Genomic DNA, 21,626 nt, shown 5'->3' with positions numbered 1-21,626 from the left:
AATAAGTTGTTGTGGATCATAACAAAAGTTGGCGATGGCGCCGAGCATTCCGATGCTGGCGGGTGGGAAGGTCCACTCAAGGGTAGCGCTCGGCCAATCTGGCGAGCTCGCCGCGGTCCGCCAACCGTTGCAGGGTGCTGGTAAACAGGGCCAGGCGGGCAGGGGAGGTGCGCTGGTAAAACAGGATGTAGAAGGGGATGGTCTCCATGGCGACGGGGAGGATGCGGATCTGGTCGCTCAGGTGATGGCGCTGCAGATCGGCTTCGATACCGGGTGAGCGATAGTAGACGAAGCGTCCGCGCTTCATCAGCAGCTTGTCGTAGTTGGCGGCGCTGCTGCCCCCGCCGCTGTCGATGATGAGCCCCTGTATGGCCTGCAGCCGTTCGATGGCGCCACTGCCGTGATTGACGAGGATGATCCCCGCATTACCCAGGGCCCTGACGTCGTCCCAGTGGCGGATCTCGATCGGGTCGTCGCTGCGCACCGCCAGGTGGTAGCGTACGGTGAAGATGGGGGGCTGCAGATAGAGGAAGTGGTTGCGGCGGACCGGGTTGTCACCCACGCCGCAGAGGAAGTCGAGCTGGCCGAAGCGCACCCGTTTTTCCAGCCGCTTGAGGGGGATAAAGTGCTGATCCCCCTCGATGCGCAGGGCAGGCTCCTGTTGCTCCATCAATCGAAACAGTTCGACGCAGAGCCCCCCGATGCGGCCATCCGCCATCAGGGTGTATTTGGGAGCGGACTCTGGCTGCGCCGCCGTGCGATAAATCTCGGTGGCGTTGACGGCCCGGTGAGTGACTGCCAGCAGACAACCCAGCACCATCACCCGGAATATCATGTCATGCTGGCCCTCGATGTGTGGGGAAATGCGGCGGTGCCTGCGGATGTCTCGGCGCTAGTGCTGAAACATTACGCCATATATCAGAACCTTATCAACCAAGTGCCGTATCCAGGGTCATCATCAGCGCAAACCCGGCCATCAGGCCCAGGGTGGCGTGGGTCTGGTGGCCGTTGCGGTGAGTCTCGGGGATCACCTCGTGGGAGACCACGAACAGCATGGCGCCGGCGGCCAGCCCGAGGCCGATGGGATAGGCGATGGCCATCCCGCTGGAGAGACCGACGCCGAGCAGGGCCCCGAGCGGTTCGAGCAGGCCGCTGCCGATGGCAACCAGCACGGCCATGCCGGGGCGAAAACCGGCGGCGCACATGGCGAGTGCCACCGCCAGCCCTTCCGGAATGTCCTGCAACGCGATGGCGGTGGTGAGCGGCAGGCCCACCGACATGTCCCCCTGCGAGAAGCTCACCCCGATGGCCATCCCCTCCGGCAGGTTGTGCAGGGCGATGGCAAACACGAACAGCCAGACCCGGGAGCAGCTCTCGTGACCGGGGCCGCAGGGGCCTGTCTTGTCGTGTTCATGGGGGGTGAATTGATCGAGCCCCAGCATCAGGAGTACCCCGAGGGTCATGCCGACTACCACCACGGCAGCGGCGAGAAAGCCGTTGCCGGTGATCCCCTCTGCCGCCTCGAGCCCCGGCAGCAGCAGGGAGAAGGCGCTGGCTGCCAGCATCATGCCGGCGGCAAAGCCCAGCATGCTGTCTTCCACCCGTTGCGGAACCGAGCGCAGAAAAAGGGCGGGCAGGGCACCAAGTGCGGTGGCGGCAAAGCCGGCCAGGCCACCGATAAGGCCGTAGCGAACGCCGGGGCTGATGTCGCCGGCGGCCAGCATCACCAGGCTTTGCAGCAGCAACAGCACGACGGCCGCTAAAGCAACGAACAGGCCGATGGCGATCACCGGGCGTGCCCGCAGCTGCTCGCGCAGCTGGGCTGACCAAGAGGAAAGGGGCAGGGCCGACGCGTTATCCATGAAGATCACCTCTCTTGCTTGACGGCAGGAATGGCGCTGCGCCATCCGGGGACTCTTGCATTACAGCGAGCCGGGCCAGACTTGTCTATGCCGGTGCATCGATTGCATTCATCGGCTAACTATTTGAAATGATGTGGTCGTCTTGAATAGTTTGTGACGAAGATCCGGTTGTATGGAAAAACAACTTGCTTTGTTGTGGCGAAAGCTGGTGAAGGAGTAGGCAGGTTTGTGGTAAAGTGCCGCCCTCGCGAAACCCACCCTTCCCTTGGTCTTTCGCAACGTCCCATCTCCCGTCAGGAAAGCCCGGGTTACCAGTTCATACGGATGTGATCGCCACTGTGCACCTGCTTGTCAGCAGTCGAGGATCACCAGCCACCATGTTTTACAAAAATCTGTCTATCGGCAAAAAGATTGCCGTGGTCTTTGCGGTCATTGCCGCCGTCAACGTGATATTCGGAATTTTTCTCTCCAGCGAGTTGCGCGGCGTGCGCGATCGCGTGCTGAATTTTACCGACTCCACCCTGCCGAGCGTGCTCTCGGTCGAGAACCTGCTCTACGACGTATCCTACGTGCGCCGTGCCCAGTTTGCCCTGCTGATGGTGGATGACGCCACCGATCTGCAGGCGCGTCGCGGCCGCATCCAGGCCAACGTCCAGAAAGTCGAGCAGGCCTTCCGGGGCTATGAGGCCACGGTCGGTGCCGCCCATGAGCGTCAGGTGTTCAACGGCGCCAAGCAGGCGTGGCAACGCTACCTGAACTCGGTCAATCTGGTGGATCAACTGCTGGCACAGGGCCAGCTGGAGCAGGCCAAGGTGCAGCTGTTCCAGTCCAACCCCATTTATGGCGAGCTGGAGCAGGCGGTCAACGGCCTGGTGGAAGTGAACCTTGGTTTCGTCAAAGAGAACCGCGGCAGCCTGCTTGACAGCGTCAACATGGTGACCAGTTTTGCCATGGTGAGCATCGGCAGCCTGCTGTTGTTCATGGTGGCTATGACCTGGTTCCTGACCCGCCAGATCTGCCTGCCGCTGCAGGCCGTGGTGGCCCAGGCCAACGCCATCGCCGCCGGCGATCTGACCCATCAGCTGGATCGCCAGCACATCGGTCGTGACGAGCTGGGCATGCTGGCCAAGGCGTCTCTCAAGATGCAGGACAACCTGCGTGGCCTGATTGAAGAAGTGGTGGCCGCTGTGACTCAGCTGGGGGCCGCCATCGAAGAGGTGAGCGCCGTCTCTGAGCAGTCGGCACAGGGGATCCAGAGCCAGCAGCAGGAGATCTCGCTGGTCGCTACCGCCATGGCCCAGATGAAGGCCACCGTGGCCGATGTGGCGGGCAACACCGAGACTGCGTCCGAGTCGGCCAGCTCCGCCAATGCCCTGGCGCGCCGCGGCAATCAGGATGTGCAGAGCTCGCTGATGGCCATCACCCGGGTTGCCGAAGAGATTGAACAGGCCGGTACCCTGGTCACCGAACTGGAGCGCGAATCCGCCCAGATCAACGTGGTAGTTGACGTGATCCGCGGCATCGCCGATCAGACCAACCTGCTGGCGCTCAACGCCGCCATCGAGGCGGCCCGTGCCGGCGAGCAGGGCCGCGGCTTTGCAGTGGTTGCCGACGAGGTACGTACCCTGGCGGGTCGCACCCAGGCGTCCACCGGCGAGATCGTCGCCATCATCGAAACCCTGCAGGCACGTGCCAACCAGGCCAAAGAGGTGACCGGCCAGAGCTGCGAGATGATCCGCCAGTGCGTGGAGCAGAGCGAGCAGACCAGCGACGGCATCCAGCAAATCGAGGAGGCGGTCGCCCAGATTGCCGACATGGCCATTCAGATCGCCAGTGCCTGCGGCGAGCAGGACGCGGTCTCCGATGAGCTGGGTCGCAACGTGGAGCGGATCAACGAATCCTCCAACGAGGTCGCCGTTGGAGCCGATCATACCGCCCGTGCCTGCCTGGAGCTGAGCCAGCTGGCTGCAGGTCTGCGTCAGACCATAGGCCGCTTCCGCCTGGCGTAATAGCTGTATCGGCACCAGACAGGGTGCCGTCTCATGGCATGTTGCTGCAGGCAAACAGTCAACCCGGCTTCGGCCGGGTTGACTGTTTTTGTTGGTCCGTCATTTCAAGGCATGAGTCACGGCTCTTGGCCTGCGGCTGGGATTGGCGCTGCACAAGGCGACAGTGAGGTTCAGCGAGCTCGCCAGTCGGGACAGCGCTGGCCATGAGGGGCAGAGGAGCGATGGTAATGAGTACTGGCAGGGATTTACTTGTCAGCGTCGATGGGCTGATGGTCATGAAAAGGTCATAAAAAAACCCGGCCTGAGCCGGGTTTTGATGAGTGCGGGTAGTGCTGGCTTACTTGGCCAGGGATTCCGGCAGCTCTTCGCGGATCTTGCCCAGCATCTCTTTCAGGACGCGCGGGTTGGCCACGACGATGTTGCCGGAGTTCTCGTAGTTGTGACCACCGACGAAGTCGGTGACGATGGCGCCGGCCTCTTTGGCCAGCAGCTCACCGGCAGCGGTGTCCCAGGGCTTGAGGCCGATTTCCCAGAAACCGTCGACGCGACCGGCGGCTACATAGGCCAGGTCCAGCGCGGCGGAGCCGGCACGACGGATGTCGGCACACTCGATGAACATGCTCTGGAACATCTTCAGGTACGGCTCGATGTGGTGCTTCTGCTTGAACGGGAAACCGGTGGCCAGGATGGTGCCGGCCAGCTCTTTGGCCTTGCCGACACGGATGCGGTAGCCATTCAGCTGGGCGCCGCTGCCACGGGTGGCAGTGAACAGCTCGTCACGGATCGGATCGTAGATCACGGCTTGTTCGGTCTTGCCCTTGACGCGCAGGGCGATGGAGACGGCAAAGTGCGGAATGCCTTTGACCAGGTTGGTCGTGCCATCCAGTGGGTCAATGATCCATTGGTAGTCCGGATTGGTACCGGCAATCTCACCAGACTCTTCAGCCACGATGCTGTGTTCCGGGTAAGATTTTTTGATGGTGTGAATGATGGCCGCTTCGGCTTCACGGTCAACGTTGGTCACGAAGTCATTGCTGCCCTTCTGGATAACCTCGATGTTCTCGGGTTGAGAAAAGGCTTTTACTACTACTTGACCGGCGTTGCGCGCAGCGCGCACGGCGATATTCAGCATCGGATGCATAGGTTCACCACTGGATGTTAAAGAACGGGGGAATAAAAGGACGCGGTATCATACCAGTCTTTTCGACAATGGCAACTGTTATACGTTATCGCTCCGGCCTTGGCGACTGCCAGATCTGACGGCTCCAATATAGGCTCTTTTTGGTCTAGTCTTATGGGCAGCAGCCGAATAACAGGTTGCCTTGAGCATAGGGACGTGGATCATGAATTTGTCATTAGTGAGTCAAAAACCGTCGGCAACCTCCACCCAGGGTTTGCTGGCCGCCTTGCGGAACTCGACCGGATACGGCGACTACTTCAACGAGCTAACCATTACCCAGCCATCCCACTGGCAACCAGGCAAGGAAGAGGCGGCCATCCTGCTGCTGGACGGGGATGCGGCCTGGCCCGAGTTTGCCTGGCAGCGCAACAGCGACACCTTCGGGTTGCCGGTGTTGCCGCTGCTGATGCGCAAGGGAGACGGTACCCTCACCATTCAGGGGCCGGATGTGCGGGACCCGCGCTTCTATTTCGTCTCCAACGGCATCGTGCTGGAAGAGTCTGAACTTGCCGATCCCGCCTGCAGCCGGGTGCTGCTGAACAAGCTGGAGTCCTACTTCCCGCTGCTTTCCCGCCTCATTCTGCTGCGCCAGCGTCAACCCATGGGGCTGTGCAACTAGGCTCTTCCTTCCCTGCGCCGGGCTGTTCAAGCGGCACAATATTTGTCATAACTGACCGGTATTGTGCCGCTTCGTCATGTTCAGGCCGGGGGATGTCCATGTTGTTCATCCCGCTGCGTTTTTCTGGCCGACATGGGCGAGGCCCTATCCGTCCTGTGCCAATGTGTGAATCACAAGGAGTCCATGATGATCGATTTTTATACCGCAGCCACCCCAAACGGCTTCAAGGTGGCGATTGCCCTTGAAGAGCTGGGCTTGCCCTACCGTGTCATTGCGCTCGACCTGTCGGCGCTGGATCAGAAGAAACCCGAGTTTCTGACCATCAACCCCAACGGTCGCATTCCAGCCATCGTCGATCGGGACAACGGGGACTTCGCGGTGTTCGAGTCGGGTGCCATTCTTCTCTATCTGGCCGAGAAGGCGGGCAAGCTGCTGCCGGCGGATCCCAAGCGCCGCTCCCAGGCCATTCAGTGGTTGATGTTCCAGATGGGTGGGATCGGGCCCATGATGGGGCAGGCCAACGTCTTCTATCGCTATTTCCCGGAGAAGATCCCGGCCGCCATCGAACGCTATCAAAAGGAGGGGCGCCGCCTGTTCGAGGTGCTCGACAGCCATCTGGCCCAGCACGAGTATCTGGCCGACGAGTACAGCATCGCCGACATCGCCACCTGGCCCTGGGTGCGTATCTATGACTGGAGCGGTATCTCCATCGAGGGGCTGCCCCATCTGCAGGCCTGGATGGACCGGATGGCTGACAAGCCGGCCTGCCAGAAGGGGATCACCATTCCACCGCGCAACGAGAAGCCGGAAGATCTGGTCAAGCAGGCCCAGCAGATGGTAACGCGTTGATTTTTATCGTTGACGGGGCCTAAAACCCCGTCACATTAGAAAAACTAAGGAAAGCTGATTATAAAGATTCGTTCGTTTTTCGTGATCTGAATCACTAAGATGACGGCAAGCCATGGGAGTGTCCTGCTCCCGGCCGGTGCGGGTTCTCCGCCTTGAGTTTTCACCTTTGATTGACCCTGTTTGTTGGATCCCCTCTGCGGTTTTCTGCCAGAGGCGGGCAGCTTTTCGATGATTTTTCGGGACTGAGATATGTATCGGCACAGTTTTTATCCGCTGTTTTTTCTGACCATTCTGATGGTCGCTGTGGGCCAGATGACCCAGACCCTCTACGTGCCCTCCATTCCCATGATGGCGGGGGACTTCAACGTGGCCTCCGGCCAGCTGCAGGCGGTGATGGCCTGCTACCTGATCCCGTACGGCCTTTCCCAATTTGTCTACGGTCCCTTGTCGGATCGCATCGGCCGTCGCCCCATCATCATCATCGGCATGATGGTGTTCCTGGTGGGTACCCTGACCATCCAGCTGATCCCTAGTTTCATGGCGCTGCTGGCGGGCAGCTTCATCCAGGGGCTGGGGACCGGGGCCGGCGGCGCCATGAGCCGTACCCTGATGCGCGACCGCTACACCGGTGCCGAGCTCAACCGGGCCAACAGCCTGGTGAGCATGGGGGTGATCTTCTCCCCGCTGCTGGCCCCCGTGCTGGGTGGCTGGCTGACCGAGTTGTTCAACTGGCGTGCGGGCTACTGGTTCCTGTTCGGCTTTGGCGCCGTGGCGACCCTGGCCATACTGGCCTGGTTCGTCGAAACCTTGCCAGAGGAGGCCCGTCAGCAGCCGCTGCGAGTCGGTGCCGCCTATCGCCACGTGCTCGGCAACCCGCGTTTTCAGGGCAACCTGCTCTGCCTGATGGCGACCTTCGCCGGTCTGGCGGTGTTTGAAGCGGCCGCCGGCGTGCTGCTGGGCGACGTGCTCAAGCTGAGTGCCCGTACCGTCAGCGTGCTGTTCGTGCTGCCGCTGCCCGGCTATCTGTTCGGTGCCTGGCTCTCCGCCAAGCTGAGTTTTCGCCTGAGCCAGGGCAAGCTGATGCGCCTTGGCATCGCCTTCCTGGCGCTGGGGTCACTCATCATCCTGCTGCCCGGTCTGTTCGGGATAGTGAGTGCCGCTTCCCTGGTGGGTGGGGCTGCCGTCTACTTCATCGGCAGCGGTATCCTCTATCCGACAGCCACCTCCTGCGCCATCGAACCCTTCCCGGGCCAGGCGGGCACCGCCGGTGCCATCCTCGGTGGCATGCAGAACCTGGGGGCCGGCATCGTGACCCTGCTGGCGGCTTGCTTCCCGATGGAGGGGCAGGTAACCCTGGGCGCCATCATGACACTGATGGTGCTGATCGTGGCGCTGAGCTTCCTCTGGTTGCGCCACCACGGTTCGCCCCACGAGCAGATGGCCGTGTGAGCCGGATGATGTGAAAAGACCCGCCCGAGTTGGCGGGTTTTTTATGGGCCGCCGCTGGGGGCTGATATGCCGGATGACTGAAACTGCTGGGGGAGGGGACTGCCGCGCAGGCAAAGAAAAAGCCCGTCACGTTGGTGACGGGCTTTTTGCTGTTGGTACCCCGGAGATGCCGTTGCCGGTTTGGGCCCTTGAACCGTCGGTTCAAGGCGGGGATCGGATCTGACCGCAGGCTTCTCGGTCGTGCCGAGCATGCGCAATAGCCAGAAGGCAGATCCCCTGTTTGGTATGAATATCGGCTCGGGGACTTGAACCGGCTGACAAACACCCCAGGGAATTTCAAAAACGTTGCGAGTTAGGGTTGTACGCCTTCGTCGCTGGATTCGCCATATTGTCCGTGCTCGATCAAGGCCGCTTCGATGGTGCGTTGCAGCATCTTGATCCGCTTGTCCATGGTCTCAGAGTATTGGTGATTCTTGTCTTTTTCAAGACAGAGCTCATGGCAGAAATTGAGTGCTGCCATCACCGCCAGCTGTTCATTGCTGGAGACCTTGGAGCGTTGACGCAGCTCGATGAGTTTATCAGTCAGCTGGTCGGCGGCCTGGCGCAGGGCATCCTGCTGTCCCAGGGGACAGGATACCTTGTAGGGACGTCCCAAAATGACGATTTCTACGGCCTCTGTGCTCATGCCTTCCTCAATACGGCGGAGTGTCATTCCGCCTTTATCCACGTGGACAACTGGGCGGGACTATATAGCGCAGATGCAGAAGTTTCAAGGCCTTGCTGGCTCTGGAAGGGGGAGAATGCTAGGATCCTGACCATTAATTCTGCATATTTGCCTGAACTTTGAGCGGATCTTCGATGAGCAAAACGAACCCCCTGAAATACGCGGCCGTGGCCGACCTGATGGAACAGCACGAGCTGATGGCAACGGCTGTAGAGGCCCATGGCGTGATCTGCGGTCTGGTGTGCGGTGGTGTGGCCCTGGACGACAAGAGCTGGCTGCCCCATTTCAACGATCTGGTCAACGACGGTTTCGGTCTGCCGGCCCCGGTGCGCCAGGTGATGACCGATCTCTATCATGAGGTGATCGAGAGCCTGATGGCCCAGAAAGGGGTCGAGCTGCTGCTGCCAAGCGACGAAGCGCCGCTCGACGAGCGCATCGATTCGCTGGTGGACTGGTCCCAGGCCTTTCTGGCCGGTTTCGGCGTGGTGCAGCAGGAGCTCTCCAAGGCCTCCGAAGAGCTGCAGGAGATGATCCAGGACATCGCCAGCATCACCCAGGTCTCCGCCGAGTTCGATCAGGAAGATGAAGAGAACGAAGCCTCCTTCCTGGTGCTCTACGAGCACGTGCGCCTCGGGGTCATGATGGCGTTCGAGGAGTTCGGCAAGCGGCCGGATGCTCCGAGCACCCCACCGACCCTGCACTGAGTCGAGCAAGTCCGAAAAAGAGCGCCTGGTGGTGCTCTTTTTACATCTGGATGTTGCCCGCGCCGGCCGGCCGTGATGAGGCAAGTAACGACAGGGACTGCACTTTTTTGCCCGTGGCTTCGCATCCCGACCCCACGCTTTGTGTTAGCATGCCCTCACGTTTTCAGCTTTTCCCCTGATCTCATGTCTCAATCTGATCTGAACCACGTCGATGTGGCCATCGTCGGTGGTGGAATGAGCGGCGCCGTGCTGGCGCTCTCCCTCGCGGCCCTGCCAGGGCCCAAGCCCCTGCAGATCCTGCTGCTGGAGGCGAGCGCCCCCGAGCTCAATGCACACCCCGGCTTCGATGCCCGCGCCATCGCGCTCTCCGCCGGCACCTGCGAGGCGCTGACCCGGCACGGGCTCTGGCCCCGTTTTGCCCCCCATTGCAGCCCCATCACCCGCATTCATGTGTCGGATCGGGGCCACTTCGGCCAGGCCGGATTGACGGCCGCCGAGTATGGCCTGTCTGCCCTCGGCCAGGTGATCGAGCTGTCGGCGGCGGGCATCGAGTTGCAACAGGCGATCGCCGCCTGCCCGCAGATCCGCATGCTGTGCCCGGCCCAGCTCGAACGGGTGGAGCCGCTGACGGAGGGGGTGAACCTGACTTTGGCGGACGGCGAGCGTTATCAGACCCGTCTGCTGGTGGCGGCCGATGGCGGCAACTCCTTCGTGCGCCAGCAGTGCAAGCTGGCGGTGAGCCGTCACGACTACGGCCAGAGCGCCATCATCGCCACCGTCAAGACGGCCGAGGATCCGGCCGGCCAGGCATTCGAGCGCTTTACCCAAGGGGGGCCGCTGGCCCTGCTGCCGATGCAGGGGGGGCTCTCCTCCCTGGTCTGGAGCGTGGCGCGGGATGAGGCGCTGGCCTTGATGGCGCTCGATGACGCCGCCTTTCTGGCCCGCCTGCAGCAGGCCTTCGGCTGGCGCCTCGGTCGCTTCCTGCAAACCGGCCAGCGCCACGTCTATCCGCTGGTGCTGACGGTGGCTGACTACCCGCTGGCGCAGCGCACCGTGCTGGTGGGCAACGCCGCCCATCTGCTGCACCCCATCGCCGGCCAGGGCTTCAACCTCGGCATGCGCGATTTGGACCTGCTCACCCGCGCCGTCGGTCAGGCCCTGGCGGCGGGGGAGGATATCGGCAGCTTCAAGGTGCTAAACGGTTACTGGCAGCAGCGCAAGGGGGATCAGGCGCAGACGGTCTGGCTCACCTCCTCGCTGGCCCAGCTCTTCTCCAATGAGCACGACCCGCTGGTGGCGGGCCGCAACCTGGCGCTCTCCCTGATGGGGCGGCTGGCTTGCCTCAAGGCACCGCTGGCCTCCCGCACCCTGGGCTTTGTTGCCGACCTGTGCCGCCCCTGAGACGGGTCACAGCTTGCGTATTGAAGGGGTCAGCCTGCGGGCGTGCCCTCGCTGATCCCGGCGATCAGCCCTGAAAGGATATAAAACGATGCAGATGCAAAACGTGGATGTGGTGATTGTGGGGGGCGGCATGGTGGGCCTGGGGCTCGCCGCCGCGCTCAAGGGGAGTGCGCTCAAGGTGGCCGTGGTCGAGGGCCAGTTGCCGACCCCCGCGCTTGACGAGGCGCCGGACAACCGGGTCAGCGCCCTGAGTCTGGCCAGCCAGCGCATCCTGCAGCAGGTGGGGGCCTGGCGCGGCATTGAGGCCCGCCGCCTGCAGCCCTACGTGCAGATGGAGGTGTGGGAGCAGGACAGCTTTGGCCGGATTGCCTTCGATGCCGCCAGCCTGCGTCAGCCTGAGCTTGGCCACATCGTCGAGAACCGGGTCATCCAGCTGGCGCTGCTGGACGCTATCGAGGGGGCCAACAACATCCAGCTGCTGAGCCCGGCCCGGGCGAGCAGCCTGCAAAGCGGCGAGGCGGGCTCCCTGCTGCTGTTGGAAGATGGCCGCGCGCTGTCGGCCAAACTGGTGGTGGCGGCCGATGGTGCCCACTCCTGGGTCCGTCGGCAGGCCGACATTCCGCTCACCAGCTGGGATTACGGCCACCATGCCCTGGTGGCGACGGTGCGTTGTGCCGAGCCACACGAAGCGGTGGCGCGTCAGATCTTCACCCCCGAGGGGCCGCTCGCCTTCCTGCCCCTGTGGCAACCGGATCTCTGCTCCATCGTCTGGTCGCTGCCGGCCGCTCGTGCCGAGGCGCTCTGTCAGTGCGACGACGAGCAGTTCAACCGCCAGCTCACCACCGCGTTCGACGGCCGCCTCGGCCTGTGCCAGGTGGAAGGGGCGCGCAGCGCCATCCCGCTCACCGCCCGCTATGCCCGCGACTTTGCCCGCGAACGGTTGGTGCTGGTGGGGGATGCCGCTCACACCATACACCCGCTGGCGGGGCAGGGGGTCAACCTGGGGCTGCTGGACGCCGCCGCCCTGGCCGAGCAGATCCTGCGCAATCAGGCGGCGGGCAAGGATATCGGTCTGCTCGCCAACCTGCGCGGCTACGAGCGCTGGCGCAAGAGCGAGGCGGCCAGCATGCTGGCTGCGATGGAGGGGCTCAAGCGGCTGTTTGCCGGTGCCAACCCGCTCAAGAAGCTGGTGCGCGGGGCGGGCCTGTGCGCCTTCGACCTGTTGACGCCGCTCAAGCAAAGCGTGATCCGGGCCGCCATGGGGCTGGAGGGGGAGCTACCCGCGCTGGCCAAGGGTGAAAAAAACTAATAATACTCGGGTGTTTTCACAACAAAACTAATGTGAGGAGGCTGATGACCCGGTTTGGGCATCAGCCTTTAATCTGGGCTGGCAGCGAAACGTTTTTCTCCAAATTGTGACGAAACGGTAAAAATCGAAATTTAATATCGTCATTGCCGAGTTTGGTCTGTTTTTATCACTGTTTTTACCTTAGTGTCTGGAGTCTGTTGACTGGCGGTGGATTAGTTTTTTTTGAGCGGCATGCGCGTCCGCTTGGCATATAATCCGCTGCGTTCAAGGAATCACTCCGGCCTTGCGGGCCGGAACGAGCACAGACTCAGGCACTCTCTGCTCTTGCTGCGACCCCGGTGAACCGCCGGAGGGCGGCCGGGCAGGGCGGATCGTGAGTGTTGTCGCGAACGCTTAAGGAAACACAGCGATGATCCAGACTACAGTACTGCATCCCAAGCACCTGGAAGCCGGCGCCAAGATGGTGGACTTTCACGGTTGGGAAATGCCCATCAACTACGGCTCACAGCTGGAAGAGCACCATCAGGTGCGCACCGATGCCGGCATGTTCGACGTCTCCCACATGACCATCGTCGATTTGACCGGCGAGCGGGTCAAAGCCTTCCTGCAACACCTGCTGGCCAACGACGTGGCCAAGCTCACCCTCTTCGGCAAGGCCCTCTACAGTGGCATGCTGACCCCGGAAGGCGGTGTCATCGACGACCTCATCACCTATTACCTTGGCGAGACCTTCTACCGCCTGGTGGTCAACTCTGCCACCCGCGAGAAGGATCTGGCCTGGATCCGCCACCATGCCCAGGACTTCGGGGTGACCGTGACCGAGCGTCCAGAGCTCGCCATGATCGCGGTGCAGGGCCCCAACGCCAAGGCCAAGGCGGCCAAGGTGTTCAGCGCCGAGCAAAATGCCGCTGTGGAAGGCATGAAGCCCTTCTTCGGTGTGCAGGCCGGCGAGCTCTTCATCGCCACCACCGGCTACACAGGTGAAGACGGCTACGAGATCGTGGTGCCGCAAGAGCAGGCGTGCGATCTGTGGCAGGCGCTGCTGGACAACGGCGTGGCCCCCTGCGGCCTGGGTGCCCGTGACACCCTGCGCCTCGAGGCCGGCATGAACCTCTACGGTCAGGACATGGACGAAACCGTCTCTCCGTTGGCCGCCAACATGGCCTGGACCATCGCCTGGGAACCCAGCGATCGCCAGTTCATCGGCCGCGCCGCGCTGGAAGCCCAGAAAGCCGCCGGCAGCCAGCCCAAGCTGGTGGGCCTGGTGATGGAAGAGAAGGGCGTGCTGCGCAGCGGCATGCCGGTCACCTTCACCACCGCCGGTGGAGAAGAGCGGGAAGGTGTGATCACCTCCGGCTCTTTCTCGCCCACTCTGGGCTACAGTATTGCCCTGGCGCGGGTGCCCCGTGATATCGGCGAGCAGGCCTCGGTGGAGATCCGCAAAAAGCTGGTCACCGTGAAAGTGACCAAGCCGGCTTTCGTGCGCAACGGCCAGAAGCTGGTGTAACGACCCCATTGCGGCGAAGGGGCTACCCTTCGCCAGACCCCCTTGCCCCGGCAACGCCTGTCGAACGCGCCGGGGACAAGTGATCCAAGTGAATAAAGGAAGCACAAATGAGCCATATCCCGAGCGAACTGAAATATGCCACCTCCCACGAGTGGATCCGTGTCGAAGCCAACGGCGAGGCCGTGGTCGGTATCACCGAGCACGCCCAGGAGCTGCTGGGTGACATGGTGTTCGTCGATTTGCCGGAAGTGGGCAAGCAGGTTAGTGCCGGTGATGACTGCGCCGTGGCCGAGTCGGTCAAGGCCGCCTCTGACATCTACAGCCCGGTGAGCGGCGAGATCCTGGCCGTCAACGAAGAGCTGGAAGGCAGCCCCGAGCTGGTCAACTCCGACCCCTACGGTGCCGGCTGGCTGTTCCGCATCAAGCTGGATGACGCGGGCGAGCTTGCCAACCTGCTGGATGCCGAAGGCTACCAGAACGTGGTGGACGAAGAGTAATGCCCCCGGGCCCTGCCAATCGCGCAGGGCCCGTTTGTATGCATGCCCGTCGGCCAGGAGGCCGACCGGCGAGGGTGAAGTCGTCCGTCCCGGTTTGCCCGCGGCAAACCGGGCAGCCACAAGACGACCCCCTGTCGCTATGAGCGACATCCGGTGCCGGCAGGGGCCACCCTGCCACCCGAACATGAGTGAAGCCGGCCGAGGCCGGCTGTCAGGCACTTAGTTATCAGGACTTTTTATCAGGAATAGGGAAATGACCCAGTCACTGTTTGAACTCGAGCAAAAAACCGATTTCATCCGCCGTCACATCGGGCCGGGTGAGGAAGATCTGCGCGCCCTGCTGGCCGTGGTGGGCGCCGAGAGCCTGGACGATCTGATTGAGCAGACGGTCCCCGCCGCCATTCGCCGGCCGGATCCGCTCGGCATCGGTGCCTCCATGACCGAAGTGGAAGCGCTGGCCAAGCTCAAGGGCTATGCTGCCCAGAACAAGGTGGCCAAGAGCTACATCGGCATGGGCTATCACGACACCCACGTGCCCCACGTCATCCTGCGCAACGTGCTGGAAAATCCAGGCTGGTATACCGCCTATACCCCGTACCAGCCCGAGCTGGCACAGGGCCGTCTCGAAGCCCTGCTCAACTTCCAGCAGCTGACCCTGGATCTCACCGGCATGGATCTGGCCAGCGCCTCCCTGCTGGATGAGGCGACCGCCGCCGCCGAGGCGATGGCGCTGGCCAAGCGGATGGCCAAGTCCAAATCCCACCTCTTCTTCGTGGCCGACGACGTGCACCCGCAGGTGATCGACGTGGTCAAGGAGCGGGCGGTCCACTTCGGCTTTGACGTGGCAGTCGGCCCGGCCGAGCAGGCCTGCGCCGAAGAGGTGTTCGGTGCCCTGTTCCAGTACCCCACCACCACGGGGGAAGTGAAAGATCTGCGGGCGCTTATCGCCGCGGTGCAGGCCCAGAAAGGGCTGGCCTGCGTCAGTGCCGACATCTTGTCGCTCCTGCTGCTCAAATCCCCGGGCGAGCTGGGGGCCGACGTGGTGCTGGGCTCGGCCCAGCGCTTCGGCGTGCCCATGGGCTACGGTGGCCCCCACGCCGCCTTCTTCGCCACCCGTGATGCCTACAAGCGCTCCATGCCGGGTCGCATCATCGGTGTCTCCAAGGATGCCCGCGGCAAGGCCGCGCTGCGCATGGCGATGCAGACCCGCGAGCAGCATATCCGCCGCGAGAAGGCCAACTCCAACATCTGTACTGCTCAGGTGCTGCTGGCCAACATGGCGAGCTTCTACGCCGTCTACCACGGCCCGGTGGGACTGAAAACCATCGCTTCCCGCGTGCACCGTCTGACCACCATTCTGGCGCTCGGCCTCAAGGCCAAGGGTGTGGCCCTCAAGCATGCCAGCTGGTTCGATACCCTGACCGTGCAGACCGCCGAGAAGGCTGCGCTGATCGCCAAGGCCGAGGGGCTCGGCATCAACCTGCGCGCGGATCTGGATGGTGCGGTGGGTGTCTCCCTCTCCGAGACCACCACCCGTGGCGATGTGGCCGAGCTGTTTGAACTGTTCCTGGGCACAGGGCACGGTCTGGACATCGAGGTCCTCGACAAGGCGGCCCAGGCCCATCACGCCATCCCGCAGGATCTGCTGCGCACCGACGCCGTGCTGACCCACGAGGTGTTCAACAAGTACCACTCCGAGACCGAGATGCTGCGCTACATCCACCGTCTCGAAGCCAAAGATCTGGCCCTCAACTACGCCATGATTTCGCTCGGCTCCTGCACCATGAAGCTCAATGCCACTGCCGAGATGATCCCGGTGACCTGGCCCGAGTTTGGCAAGCTGCACCCATTCGCCCCGCTGGCCCAGGCCAAGGGTTATCAGCTGCTGCTGGCCGACCTCGAGAACTGGCTGGTGAAGGTGACCGGTTACGATGCGGTCTGCATGCAGCCCAACTCCGGCGCCCAGGGCGAATACGCGGGCCTCTTGGCCATCAAGAAGTACCACGAGTCCCGCGGCGAGGGGCATCGCGACATCTGCCTCATCCCGGCGTCCGCCCACGGCACCAACCCGGCCTCCGCCCAGATGGCAGGCCTGCGGGTCATCGTCACCGCCTGTGACAAGTCGGGCAACGTGGATCTGGACGATCTGCGCGCCAAGGCCGCCGAGGCGGGGGATCAGCTCTCCTGTCTGATGGTGACCTACCCCTCCACCCACGGGGTGTACGAGGAGACCATCAAGGAGGTGTGCGACATCGTTCACCAGCACGGTGGTCAGGTTTACCTCGACGGCGCCAACATGAACGCGCAAGTCGGGCTGACGGCGCCAGGCTTTATCGGGGCGGACGTTTCCCACCTCAACCTGCACAAGACCTTCGCCATTCCTCACGGCGGTGGCGGCCCGGGCATGGGCCCCATCGGCGTGAAGAAACACCTGGCGCCGTTCGTGGCCGGTCACGCCGTGGTCAAGACCGACAAGGAGAGCCGCAACAACGGCGCCGTGTCGGCGGCACCGTTCGGCTCGGCCAGCATCCTGCCCATCAGCTGGATGTACATCGCCATGCTGGGGGACGAGGGGCTGAAGAAATCCACTCAGGTGGCCATCCTCAACGCCAACTACCTGGCCAAGAAGCTGGGTGAATCCTTCCCCGTGCTCTACTCCGGTCGCAACGGTCGAGTGGCCCACGAGTGCATCCTGGATATCCGCCCGCTCAAAGAAGCGTCCGGCATCAGCGAGATGGATGTGGCCAAGCGCCTGATGGACTACGGCTTCCACGCGCCGACCATGAGCTTCCCGGTAGCGGGCACCCTGATGGTCGAACCGACCGAGTCGGAATCCAAGCGCGAGCTGGACCGCTTCGTGGAGGCGATGACCGCCATCCGTGCCGAGATCGCCAAGGTGCAGGACGGCCACTGGAGTCTCACCGACAACCCCCTGGTCCATGCCCCGCATACCCAGGATGACGTGATGGACGCTGAGTGGAATCGTGGCTACAGCCGCGCCGAGGCGGTGTTCCCGTCCGACGCCGTGCGTGCCGCCAAGCTGTGGCCATCGGTCAACCGCATCGACGACGTCTACGGCGATCGCAACCTGTTCTGCTCCTGCATCCCGACCGAGGACTACGCCAAGTAAGCGCAGCTGCTCAGCGTGACCTGGTAAAAAAGGCCCTGCATCGGCAGGGCCTGGTCGGGCAATAGGGCTGAGCAGAGCTATCAAGGTGTCAAAATCCGAAACCCGTTGGCGGGTTTCGGATTTTTTTATGGGCATTTGGCAGACTCGGAACCAGGGCCTGCCGGCTTATCTGCTCTGCTGCTGCGTCGTCAACACCTGGGCTATGCCTGCCAGTATGGGGGCGGCGTAGTCGAAGAAGTGCTTGATCCCGGGGCAGAGGTAGTTCAGGCCAAGCTCGCCATCCGGGGCCCTGATCAGACGATTCTTGGGGCATTCGCCCCAGCAGAGCGTCAGGTAGGGGCACTGGCGGCAATATTCGGGCAGGCTGTCCCGCTTGGACATGCCAAAGGCCTCCTGGCGGGTGGAGAAGGCCATGTGGCTCAAGGGGCGTTGTTTGATATCCCCCAGCCGGTACTCCGGATAGACGAAGTGATCGCAGGAGAAGACGCTGCCATCGTGCTCGATGGCCAGCGCCTTGCCGCAAAACTCGGCGGTGACGCAGAGCTGGGAGGGGTATCCCATGGTCTGTGCCACGGCGGTTTCGAACAGATTGACCAGCACGCGCCCCAGGTCGTTGTTGACCCACTCCTCGAACACGGTTGCCAGAAAGGTGCCCCAGTCATCGGGATCCACCGACCAGTCCGTGACGATCGACATGGGGTGACCGGGTTTGCTCAGCTCGCTGCCAACCAGGGGCAACATGCTGTCGTTCCAGAATTGCGGGGCCGTGCGTTTGAAGTCGCTGGCCTCGACGCAGGGGGTGAACTGGATGTAGCTGGCCCCCAGCTCCCGGGTCAGAAAGCGATACACCTCGAGGGGATATTTCGCATTGTGCCGGTTGATGACGGTCAGGGCATTGAAGGGAACCTGATGCTGGCGCAGCAACGCGGCCGCCGCCATCACCAGATCGAAGGTGGGTTTGCCGCTGCGGGTCACCCGGTATTTGTCGTGCAGTGCGCGGGGCCCGTCGATGGAGAGGCCGACCAGAAAGCCGTGCTCCTTGAGAAACCGGCACCACTCGTCATTGAGCAGGATGCCGTTGGTCTGCAGGTCGTTGCGGATGCTGACCCCAGGCGGGCAATGCTGTTGCTGCAGCGCCACTATCCGGCGAAAGTAGTCGATGCCGAGCAGGGTCGGTTCACCGCCCTGCCAGGAGAAGACGATCTCGTCGCCATCCTGCCCCTCTATGTAGCTGCGGATGAAGATCTCCAGCGTCTCTTCATCCATCCTGGGTTGTCTCGGTTGATGGAGCAGATCTTCCTTGTGCAGGTAGAAGCAATATTGGCAATCAATGTTGCACTTGGAGCCCCCCGGTTTGGCCATGACATGGAAGCGGCGGGCATAGGCGCCGCTGCTGTCACGGCTGGCGGTTTTGAGCGGGGTGACGTCCAGGTGCGTGGTGTCACGGGTCCGGATCTTGTTCATCGTTACTCTGCTGGTGGCGGCGGGCGAGGTCGGTCCGGGGTGGATGCCTGACGAGGTGCCCAGCTCTGCCGCATGAAAAAGATGGCGGAGGGATAATCCTCCGCCGTGTCGCTTACTGCTGGGTTTTCTGCATGGCTTCCTGGATCATCTTGGCCATGTCGAAGGTGGTGCCCCCCTGAACCGGCGGATACTGGACCAGGGTGTTGACATGCTGGTTCACCATCTCGCTGACCGGTGCCAGCAACCAGGACGTCTTCTGCAGCAGGTGGCCGTTGGCATCGACGGAGTCGTAACTCTCGAACGGATCGGCCCTCAGGTTGTAGAGCTTGGGTTTGGTGAGCGGGGTGAGGTTGTCATAGTAGTTCTCGGCCACCGCGAAGTGGAACTTCCAGGGGCCGACTCGCACCGCAGAGAGCTTGTCCTCGAAGTAGTAGAAGATGGAGTCGCGAGCCGACTCCTTGCTCTTGCCTTCCCAGTAGGCGAGGTTGTTGACGCCATCTATGTACTGCTTCTTCTCGTCCATCATCTTCTTGTTGACGTCGGGGACACCCGCTGCCGCCGCCAGGGTGGTGAAGAGATCCTGGTGACCCTGGATGCCGTTGAGCACGCCACCCGCCGGGATCTGGGCCGCCAGCGCGCCATCATGGGCACCCGGACGCCCCCCTCATAGGTGGTCATCTTCTCGCCGCGGAACGGCGTGGTGGCGCCATAAGGCCAGGAGGAGTGTTCCGGACCGTTGTCGGTGGTATAGATGACGATGGTGTTCTCTTTCAGCCCCCGTTTTTCCAGCTCGTCGAGCAGATAGCCGATGTCGCTGTCGTGCTGCATCATGCCGCTGCCATGGTAGTCGTATTCGCTGGTGTACTGCTCGGCTGCGTAGCGCCACTTGTCGTTGAGACGGGTATAGAGGTGCATGCGGCTGGTGTTGACCCAGGTGAAGAAGGGCTTGTCTTCCTTGATCGAGCCGTCGATGAACTTGAGGGCGGCCGGGATCATCTCGGCGCGGTCGAACTCCTTCATCCGCTCCTGACCCAGCGGGCCGGTATCGGTGCACTTCTGTTTGCCGACTTCGCCGAAACGCGGGTCAACCGTCTTGTCTTCGGTCTCGGTGGCATAGCAGTGCAGGACGCCGCGGGTACCGAACTTCTTGCTGTACGCCTCGAGCGAGCCTGAATACTGCTTGGCAAAATTCTGGTAATCCCGTTGCTCGTGTTCTTCCTGGGTATTGAGGTGATAGAGGTTGCCGAAGAATTCGTCGAAGCCGTGGACGGTCGGCAGGGCAAAGTTGTGATCCCCCAGGTGGTTCTTGCCGAACTGGCCGGTCTTGTAGCCGACGGCTTTGAGCACTTCGGCCAGAGACGGGGACTCTTTCTTCAGGCCCAGGGCGCCACCTGGCATGGCCACCTCGTCATGCCGGAGCGAATGGGGTACTGGCCGGTCAGGAAGGCGGCGCGGCCCGCCGTCGAACTCGGCTGGGCGTAGTGATCGGTGAACTTGATCCCCTCCTTGGCGATCCGGTCGATGTTGGGGGTGGTGTAACCCATGGTGCCCATGCCATAGGCGCTGACGTTCTGCCAGCCGATGTCGTCACCGAAGATGACCACTATGTTCGGTTTATCCGTTTTTGCCATGACGCCGGCAGAGAGGATCATGCTCACCGCCGCCGATATTTTCCCTAGTTGCATCTTTTCGCTCCGTGTAGGCTCAGAAAAAAACCTCGTTGGCCGAACGACTTGAGCATTCATGACACGGCGGCCCGTTGAGCCCGGGGGCCCCATGCGAAGAATGACGCGGCAAGCCCCAGCTTATTACTTAACTGCCGACTAATAACCTGAATGTCAGTTGTGCCGTGTGCAGAGTGTGATGGCGATCTCATGTTGCCGAGCAGGCCTGCGCGATCGAGCTGTGCGTGGCAGGCGTGGCAGGAAAAGGGTGAGGCGCCTCTTTATTCCGACGCCATGACAGGTCAATCTGGTCAGATAGATGATGTGCCACCCGCTCAGAAGGGGGCATGGGTCTGTGCCCGCGGCGACCGGATGACCACGAGATGCATAGGTATGGAGGCGCTGGAAAGCAGCGCAGCAGCGCCATCAGGTGGCGACATGGCAGGAGAGAGGAATGGACAATACCGAACGATTTTCAGCTCGCGTTGAGGCTTATGTGAAATACCGCCCCGGCTACCCGCCGGCCATGCTGGACTTTCTGGCCGATGAACTGGCCATGGGACCCGCTAGCCAGGTGGCCGACATAGGAGCGGGCACCGGCATCCTGACGGCGCTGCTGGCCCCTCGGGTGGCGCGGGTCTGGGCAGTGGAGCCGAATCAGGAGATGCGCGAGGCGGCGCAGCAGTTGCTGGCCGGGGTTGCCAATGTCGGCTGGTCTGACGGCCGGGCCGAGGTCACCGGTCTGCCGGATGGCTGTGTGGATCTCATCACGGTGGCCCAGGCGTTTCACTGGTTCGATCGTCCTGCCTTCAAGCAGGAGTGTCGGCGGCTGCTAAAGCCAGGTGGCAGAGTGGCCCTTATCTGGAACGACAGGCTGACTGACACCCCGTTTCTCAAGGCCTACGAGGCGGGGCTGCGCACCTATTCGGGGGACTATGAGGAGGTCAATCATCGCAACCTAGGGGAGGCGGATTTTGCCGCCTTCTTCGAGGGAGTTTACCGGCTCGAGCGCTTTGCCAACCGTCAGCTGTTCGATCTCGACGGGGTGCTGGGGCGGCTAAACTCCTCCTCCTATGCCCCGGTGGCCGGTTCGCAGGCCCATACCGAGTTGACGGCGCTGATTGCCCGGGAGTTTGAGCGCCACGCCGTCAACGGTGTGATTGCCTTCAACTACAACACCCTGCTCTACAGCGGTCGTGTGTAGCCGGGTCAGATAAAAGCGGCCCCTCGCATCGGGGACGAGGGGCCGCAAGGGGGC

At 62.4% G+C, this 21,626-nt stretch carries 19 protein-coding genes and 1 other RNA gene; 11 read left to right on the top strand and 9 right to left on the bottom strand.

Features of this window, described 5'->3' with window-relative positions; genetic code table 11:
* Positions 1 to 76: 76 nt before the first annotated feature.
* A complete protein-coding gene (locus tag CK627_RS17470; RefSeq protein ID WP_095592970.1) occupies positions 77 to 835 on the bottom strand; it encodes a substrate-binding periplasmic protein in 759 nt (252 codons plus the stop codon).
* Between the two features lie 94 nt (positions 836 to 929).
* Complete coding sequence (locus CK627_RS17465) at positions 930 to 1,862, bottom strand: ZIP family metal transporter (RefSeq protein WP_005299683.1); 933 nt, start codon at positions 1,860 to 1,862, stop codon at positions 930 to 932.
* A 377-nt stretch (positions 1,863 to 2,239) separates the two neighbouring features.
* Between CK627_RS17465 and CK627_RS17460 the strand changes: the two genes are divergently transcribed.
* A complete protein-coding gene (locus CK627_RS17460) occupies positions 2,240 to 3,871 on the top strand; it encodes a methyl-accepting chemotaxis protein (protein WP_019840399.1) in 1,632 nt (543 codons plus the stop codon).
* Positions 3,872 to 4,208: 337 nt separating this feature from the next.
* Here the strand turns inward: CK627_RS17460 and suhB are convergent, their stop codons facing one another.
* A complete protein-coding gene (gene suhB / locus CK627_RS17455; RefSeq protein ID WP_005299686.1) occupies positions 4,209 to 5,012 on the bottom strand; it encodes an inositol-1-monophosphatase in 804 nt (267 codons plus the stop codon).
* 202 nt (positions 5,013 to 5,214) lie between these two features.
* On the opposite strand from suhB, the gene CK627_RS17450 reads away from it, so the two are divergent.
* The 3 genes from CK627_RS17450 (at position 5,215) to emrD (ending at position 7,968) form a co-directional block, all read left to right on the top strand.
* The gene (locus CK627_RS17450) at positions 5,215 to 5,670 is read left to right on the top strand and encodes a hypothetical protein (protein ID WP_017765933.1); all 456 of its coding nucleotides are present in this window, start codon (positions 5,215 to 5,217) and stop codon (positions 5,668 to 5,670) included.
* Between the two features lie 186 nt (positions 5,671 to 5,856).
* Positions 5,857 to 6,519, top strand: a complete 663-nt coding sequence (locus tag CK627_RS17445) for a glutathione S-transferase family protein (protein WP_095592969.1) — start codon at positions 5,857 to 5,859, stop codon at positions 6,517 to 6,519.
* A gap of 249 nt (positions 6,520 to 6,768) precedes the next feature.
* On the top strand, positions 6,769 to 7,968 hold the full coding sequence (gene emrD / locus CK627_RS17440) for a multidrug efflux MFS transporter EmrD (RefSeq protein ID WP_005299692.1): 1,200 nt from the start codon (positions 6,769 to 6,771) through the stop codon (positions 7,966 to 7,968).
* A gap of 153 nt (positions 7,969 to 8,121) precedes the next feature.
* Here the strand turns inward: emrD and ssrS are convergent.
* Together ssrS and zapA are read right to left on the bottom strand one after the other, a co-directional pair.
* Positions 8,122 to 8,304, bottom strand: a non-coding RNA gene (ssrS, locus tag CK627_RS17435) — 6S RNA.
* 16 nt (positions 8,305 to 8,320) lie between these two features.
* Positions 8,321 to 8,653 (bottom strand): cell division protein ZapA, encoded by a 333-nt coding sequence (zapA, locus tag CK627_RS17430; RefSeq protein WP_005299694.1) that lies wholly within the window; start codon positions 8,651 to 8,653, stop codon positions 8,321 to 8,323.
* A 173-nt stretch (positions 8,654 to 8,826) separates the two neighbouring features.
* Here zapA and CK627_RS17425 point away from each other — a divergent pair, with 173 nt between their 5' ends.
* From CK627_RS17425 to gcvP, 6 genes are all read left to right on the top strand, one after another.
* Positions 8,827 to 9,396, top strand: a complete 570-nt coding sequence (locus CK627_RS17425; RefSeq protein WP_005299696.1) for a UPF0149 family protein — start codon at positions 8,827 to 8,829, stop codon at positions 9,394 to 9,396.
* Between the two features lie 183 nt (positions 9,397 to 9,579).
* A complete protein-coding gene (ubiH, locus tag CK627_RS17420; RefSeq protein ID WP_095592968.1) occupies positions 9,580 to 10,797 on the top strand; it encodes a 2-octaprenyl-6-methoxyphenyl hydroxylase in 1,218 nt (405 codons plus the stop codon).
* 88 nt (positions 10,798 to 10,885) lie between these two features.
* Positions 10,886 to 12,106 carry an FAD-dependent 2-octaprenylphenol hydroxylase gene (locus CK627_RS17415; protein ID WP_167385376.1) on the top strand — a complete coding sequence of 407 codons (1,221 nt, stop codon included), beginning with the start codon at positions 10,886 to 10,888 and terminating at the stop codon, positions 12,104 to 12,106.
* Positions 12,107 to 12,515: 409 nt separating this feature from the next.
* A complete protein-coding gene (gene gcvT / locus CK627_RS17410; protein ID WP_017786684.1) occupies positions 12,516 to 13,613 on the top strand; it encodes a glycine cleavage system aminomethyltransferase GcvT in 1,098 nt (365 codons plus the stop codon).
* A 107-nt stretch (positions 13,614 to 13,720) separates the two neighbouring features.
* On the top strand, positions 13,721 to 14,110 hold the full coding sequence (gene gcvH, locus CK627_RS17405) for a glycine cleavage system protein GcvH (protein WP_019840407.1): 390 nt from the start codon (positions 13,721 to 13,723) through the stop codon (positions 14,108 to 14,110).
* A 253-nt stretch (positions 14,111 to 14,363) separates the two neighbouring features.
* Positions 14,364 to 17,240, top strand: a complete 2,877-nt coding sequence (gene gcvP / locus CK627_RS17400; protein WP_095592967.1) for an aminomethyl-transferring glycine dehydrogenase — start codon at positions 14,364 to 14,366, stop codon at positions 17,238 to 17,240.
* A 165-nt stretch (positions 17,241 to 17,405) separates the two neighbouring features.
* Here gcvP and CK627_RS17395 read toward each other — a convergent pair whose 3' ends face one another.
* The 4 genes from CK627_RS17395 to CK627_RS23080 all read right to left on the bottom strand — a co-directional run bounded on the left by CK627_RS17395 (position 17,406) and on the right by CK627_RS23080 (position 20,389).
* A complete protein-coding gene (locus CK627_RS17395) occupies positions 17,406 to 18,704 on the bottom strand; it encodes an anaerobic sulfatase maturase (RefSeq protein ID WP_095592966.1) in 1,299 nt (432 codons plus the stop codon).
* A gap of 112 nt (positions 18,705 to 18,816) precedes the next feature.
* Entirely contained in the window at positions 18,817 to 19,311 is a 495-nt protein-coding gene (locus CK627_RS23090) for an alkaline phosphatase family protein (RefSeq protein WP_254425322.1), read from the bottom strand.
* The gene (locus tag CK627_RS23085) at positions 19,227 to 20,102 is read right to left on the bottom strand and encodes a sulfatase-like hydrolase/transferase (RefSeq protein ID WP_254425321.1); all 876 of its coding nucleotides are present in this window, start codon (positions 20,100 to 20,102) and stop codon (positions 19,227 to 19,229) included. Before CK627_RS23085 ends, CK627_RS23090 begins: the two co-directional genes overlap by 85 nt.
* On the bottom strand, positions 20,078 to 20,389 hold the full coding sequence (locus CK627_RS23080; RefSeq protein ID WP_254425320.1) for a sulfatase-like hydrolase/transferase: 312 nt from the start codon (positions 20,387 to 20,389) through the stop codon (positions 20,078 to 20,080). The genes CK627_RS23085 and CK627_RS23080 overlap by 25 nt, the downstream gene beginning before the upstream one ends.
* A 433-nt stretch (positions 20,390 to 20,822) precedes the next feature.
* On the opposite strand from CK627_RS23080, the gene CK627_RS17385 reads away from it, so the two are divergent.
* Complete coding sequence (locus tag CK627_RS17385) at positions 20,823 to 21,572, top strand: class I SAM-dependent methyltransferase (protein WP_095592965.1); 750 nt, start codon at positions 20,823 to 20,825, stop codon at positions 21,570 to 21,572.
* Positions 21,573 to 21,626 lie beyond the last annotated feature (54 nt).

Origin of the sequence: Aeromonas dhakensis (assembly GCF_002285935.1) — a bacterium.
Taxonomy (GTDB): domain Bacteria; phylum Pseudomonadota; class Gammaproteobacteria; order Enterobacterales; family Aeromonadaceae; genus Aeromonas; species Aeromonas dhakensis.
Note: the sequence above shows the minus strand (reverse complement) of the source record. Positions and strands in the feature narration are given on the sequence as shown.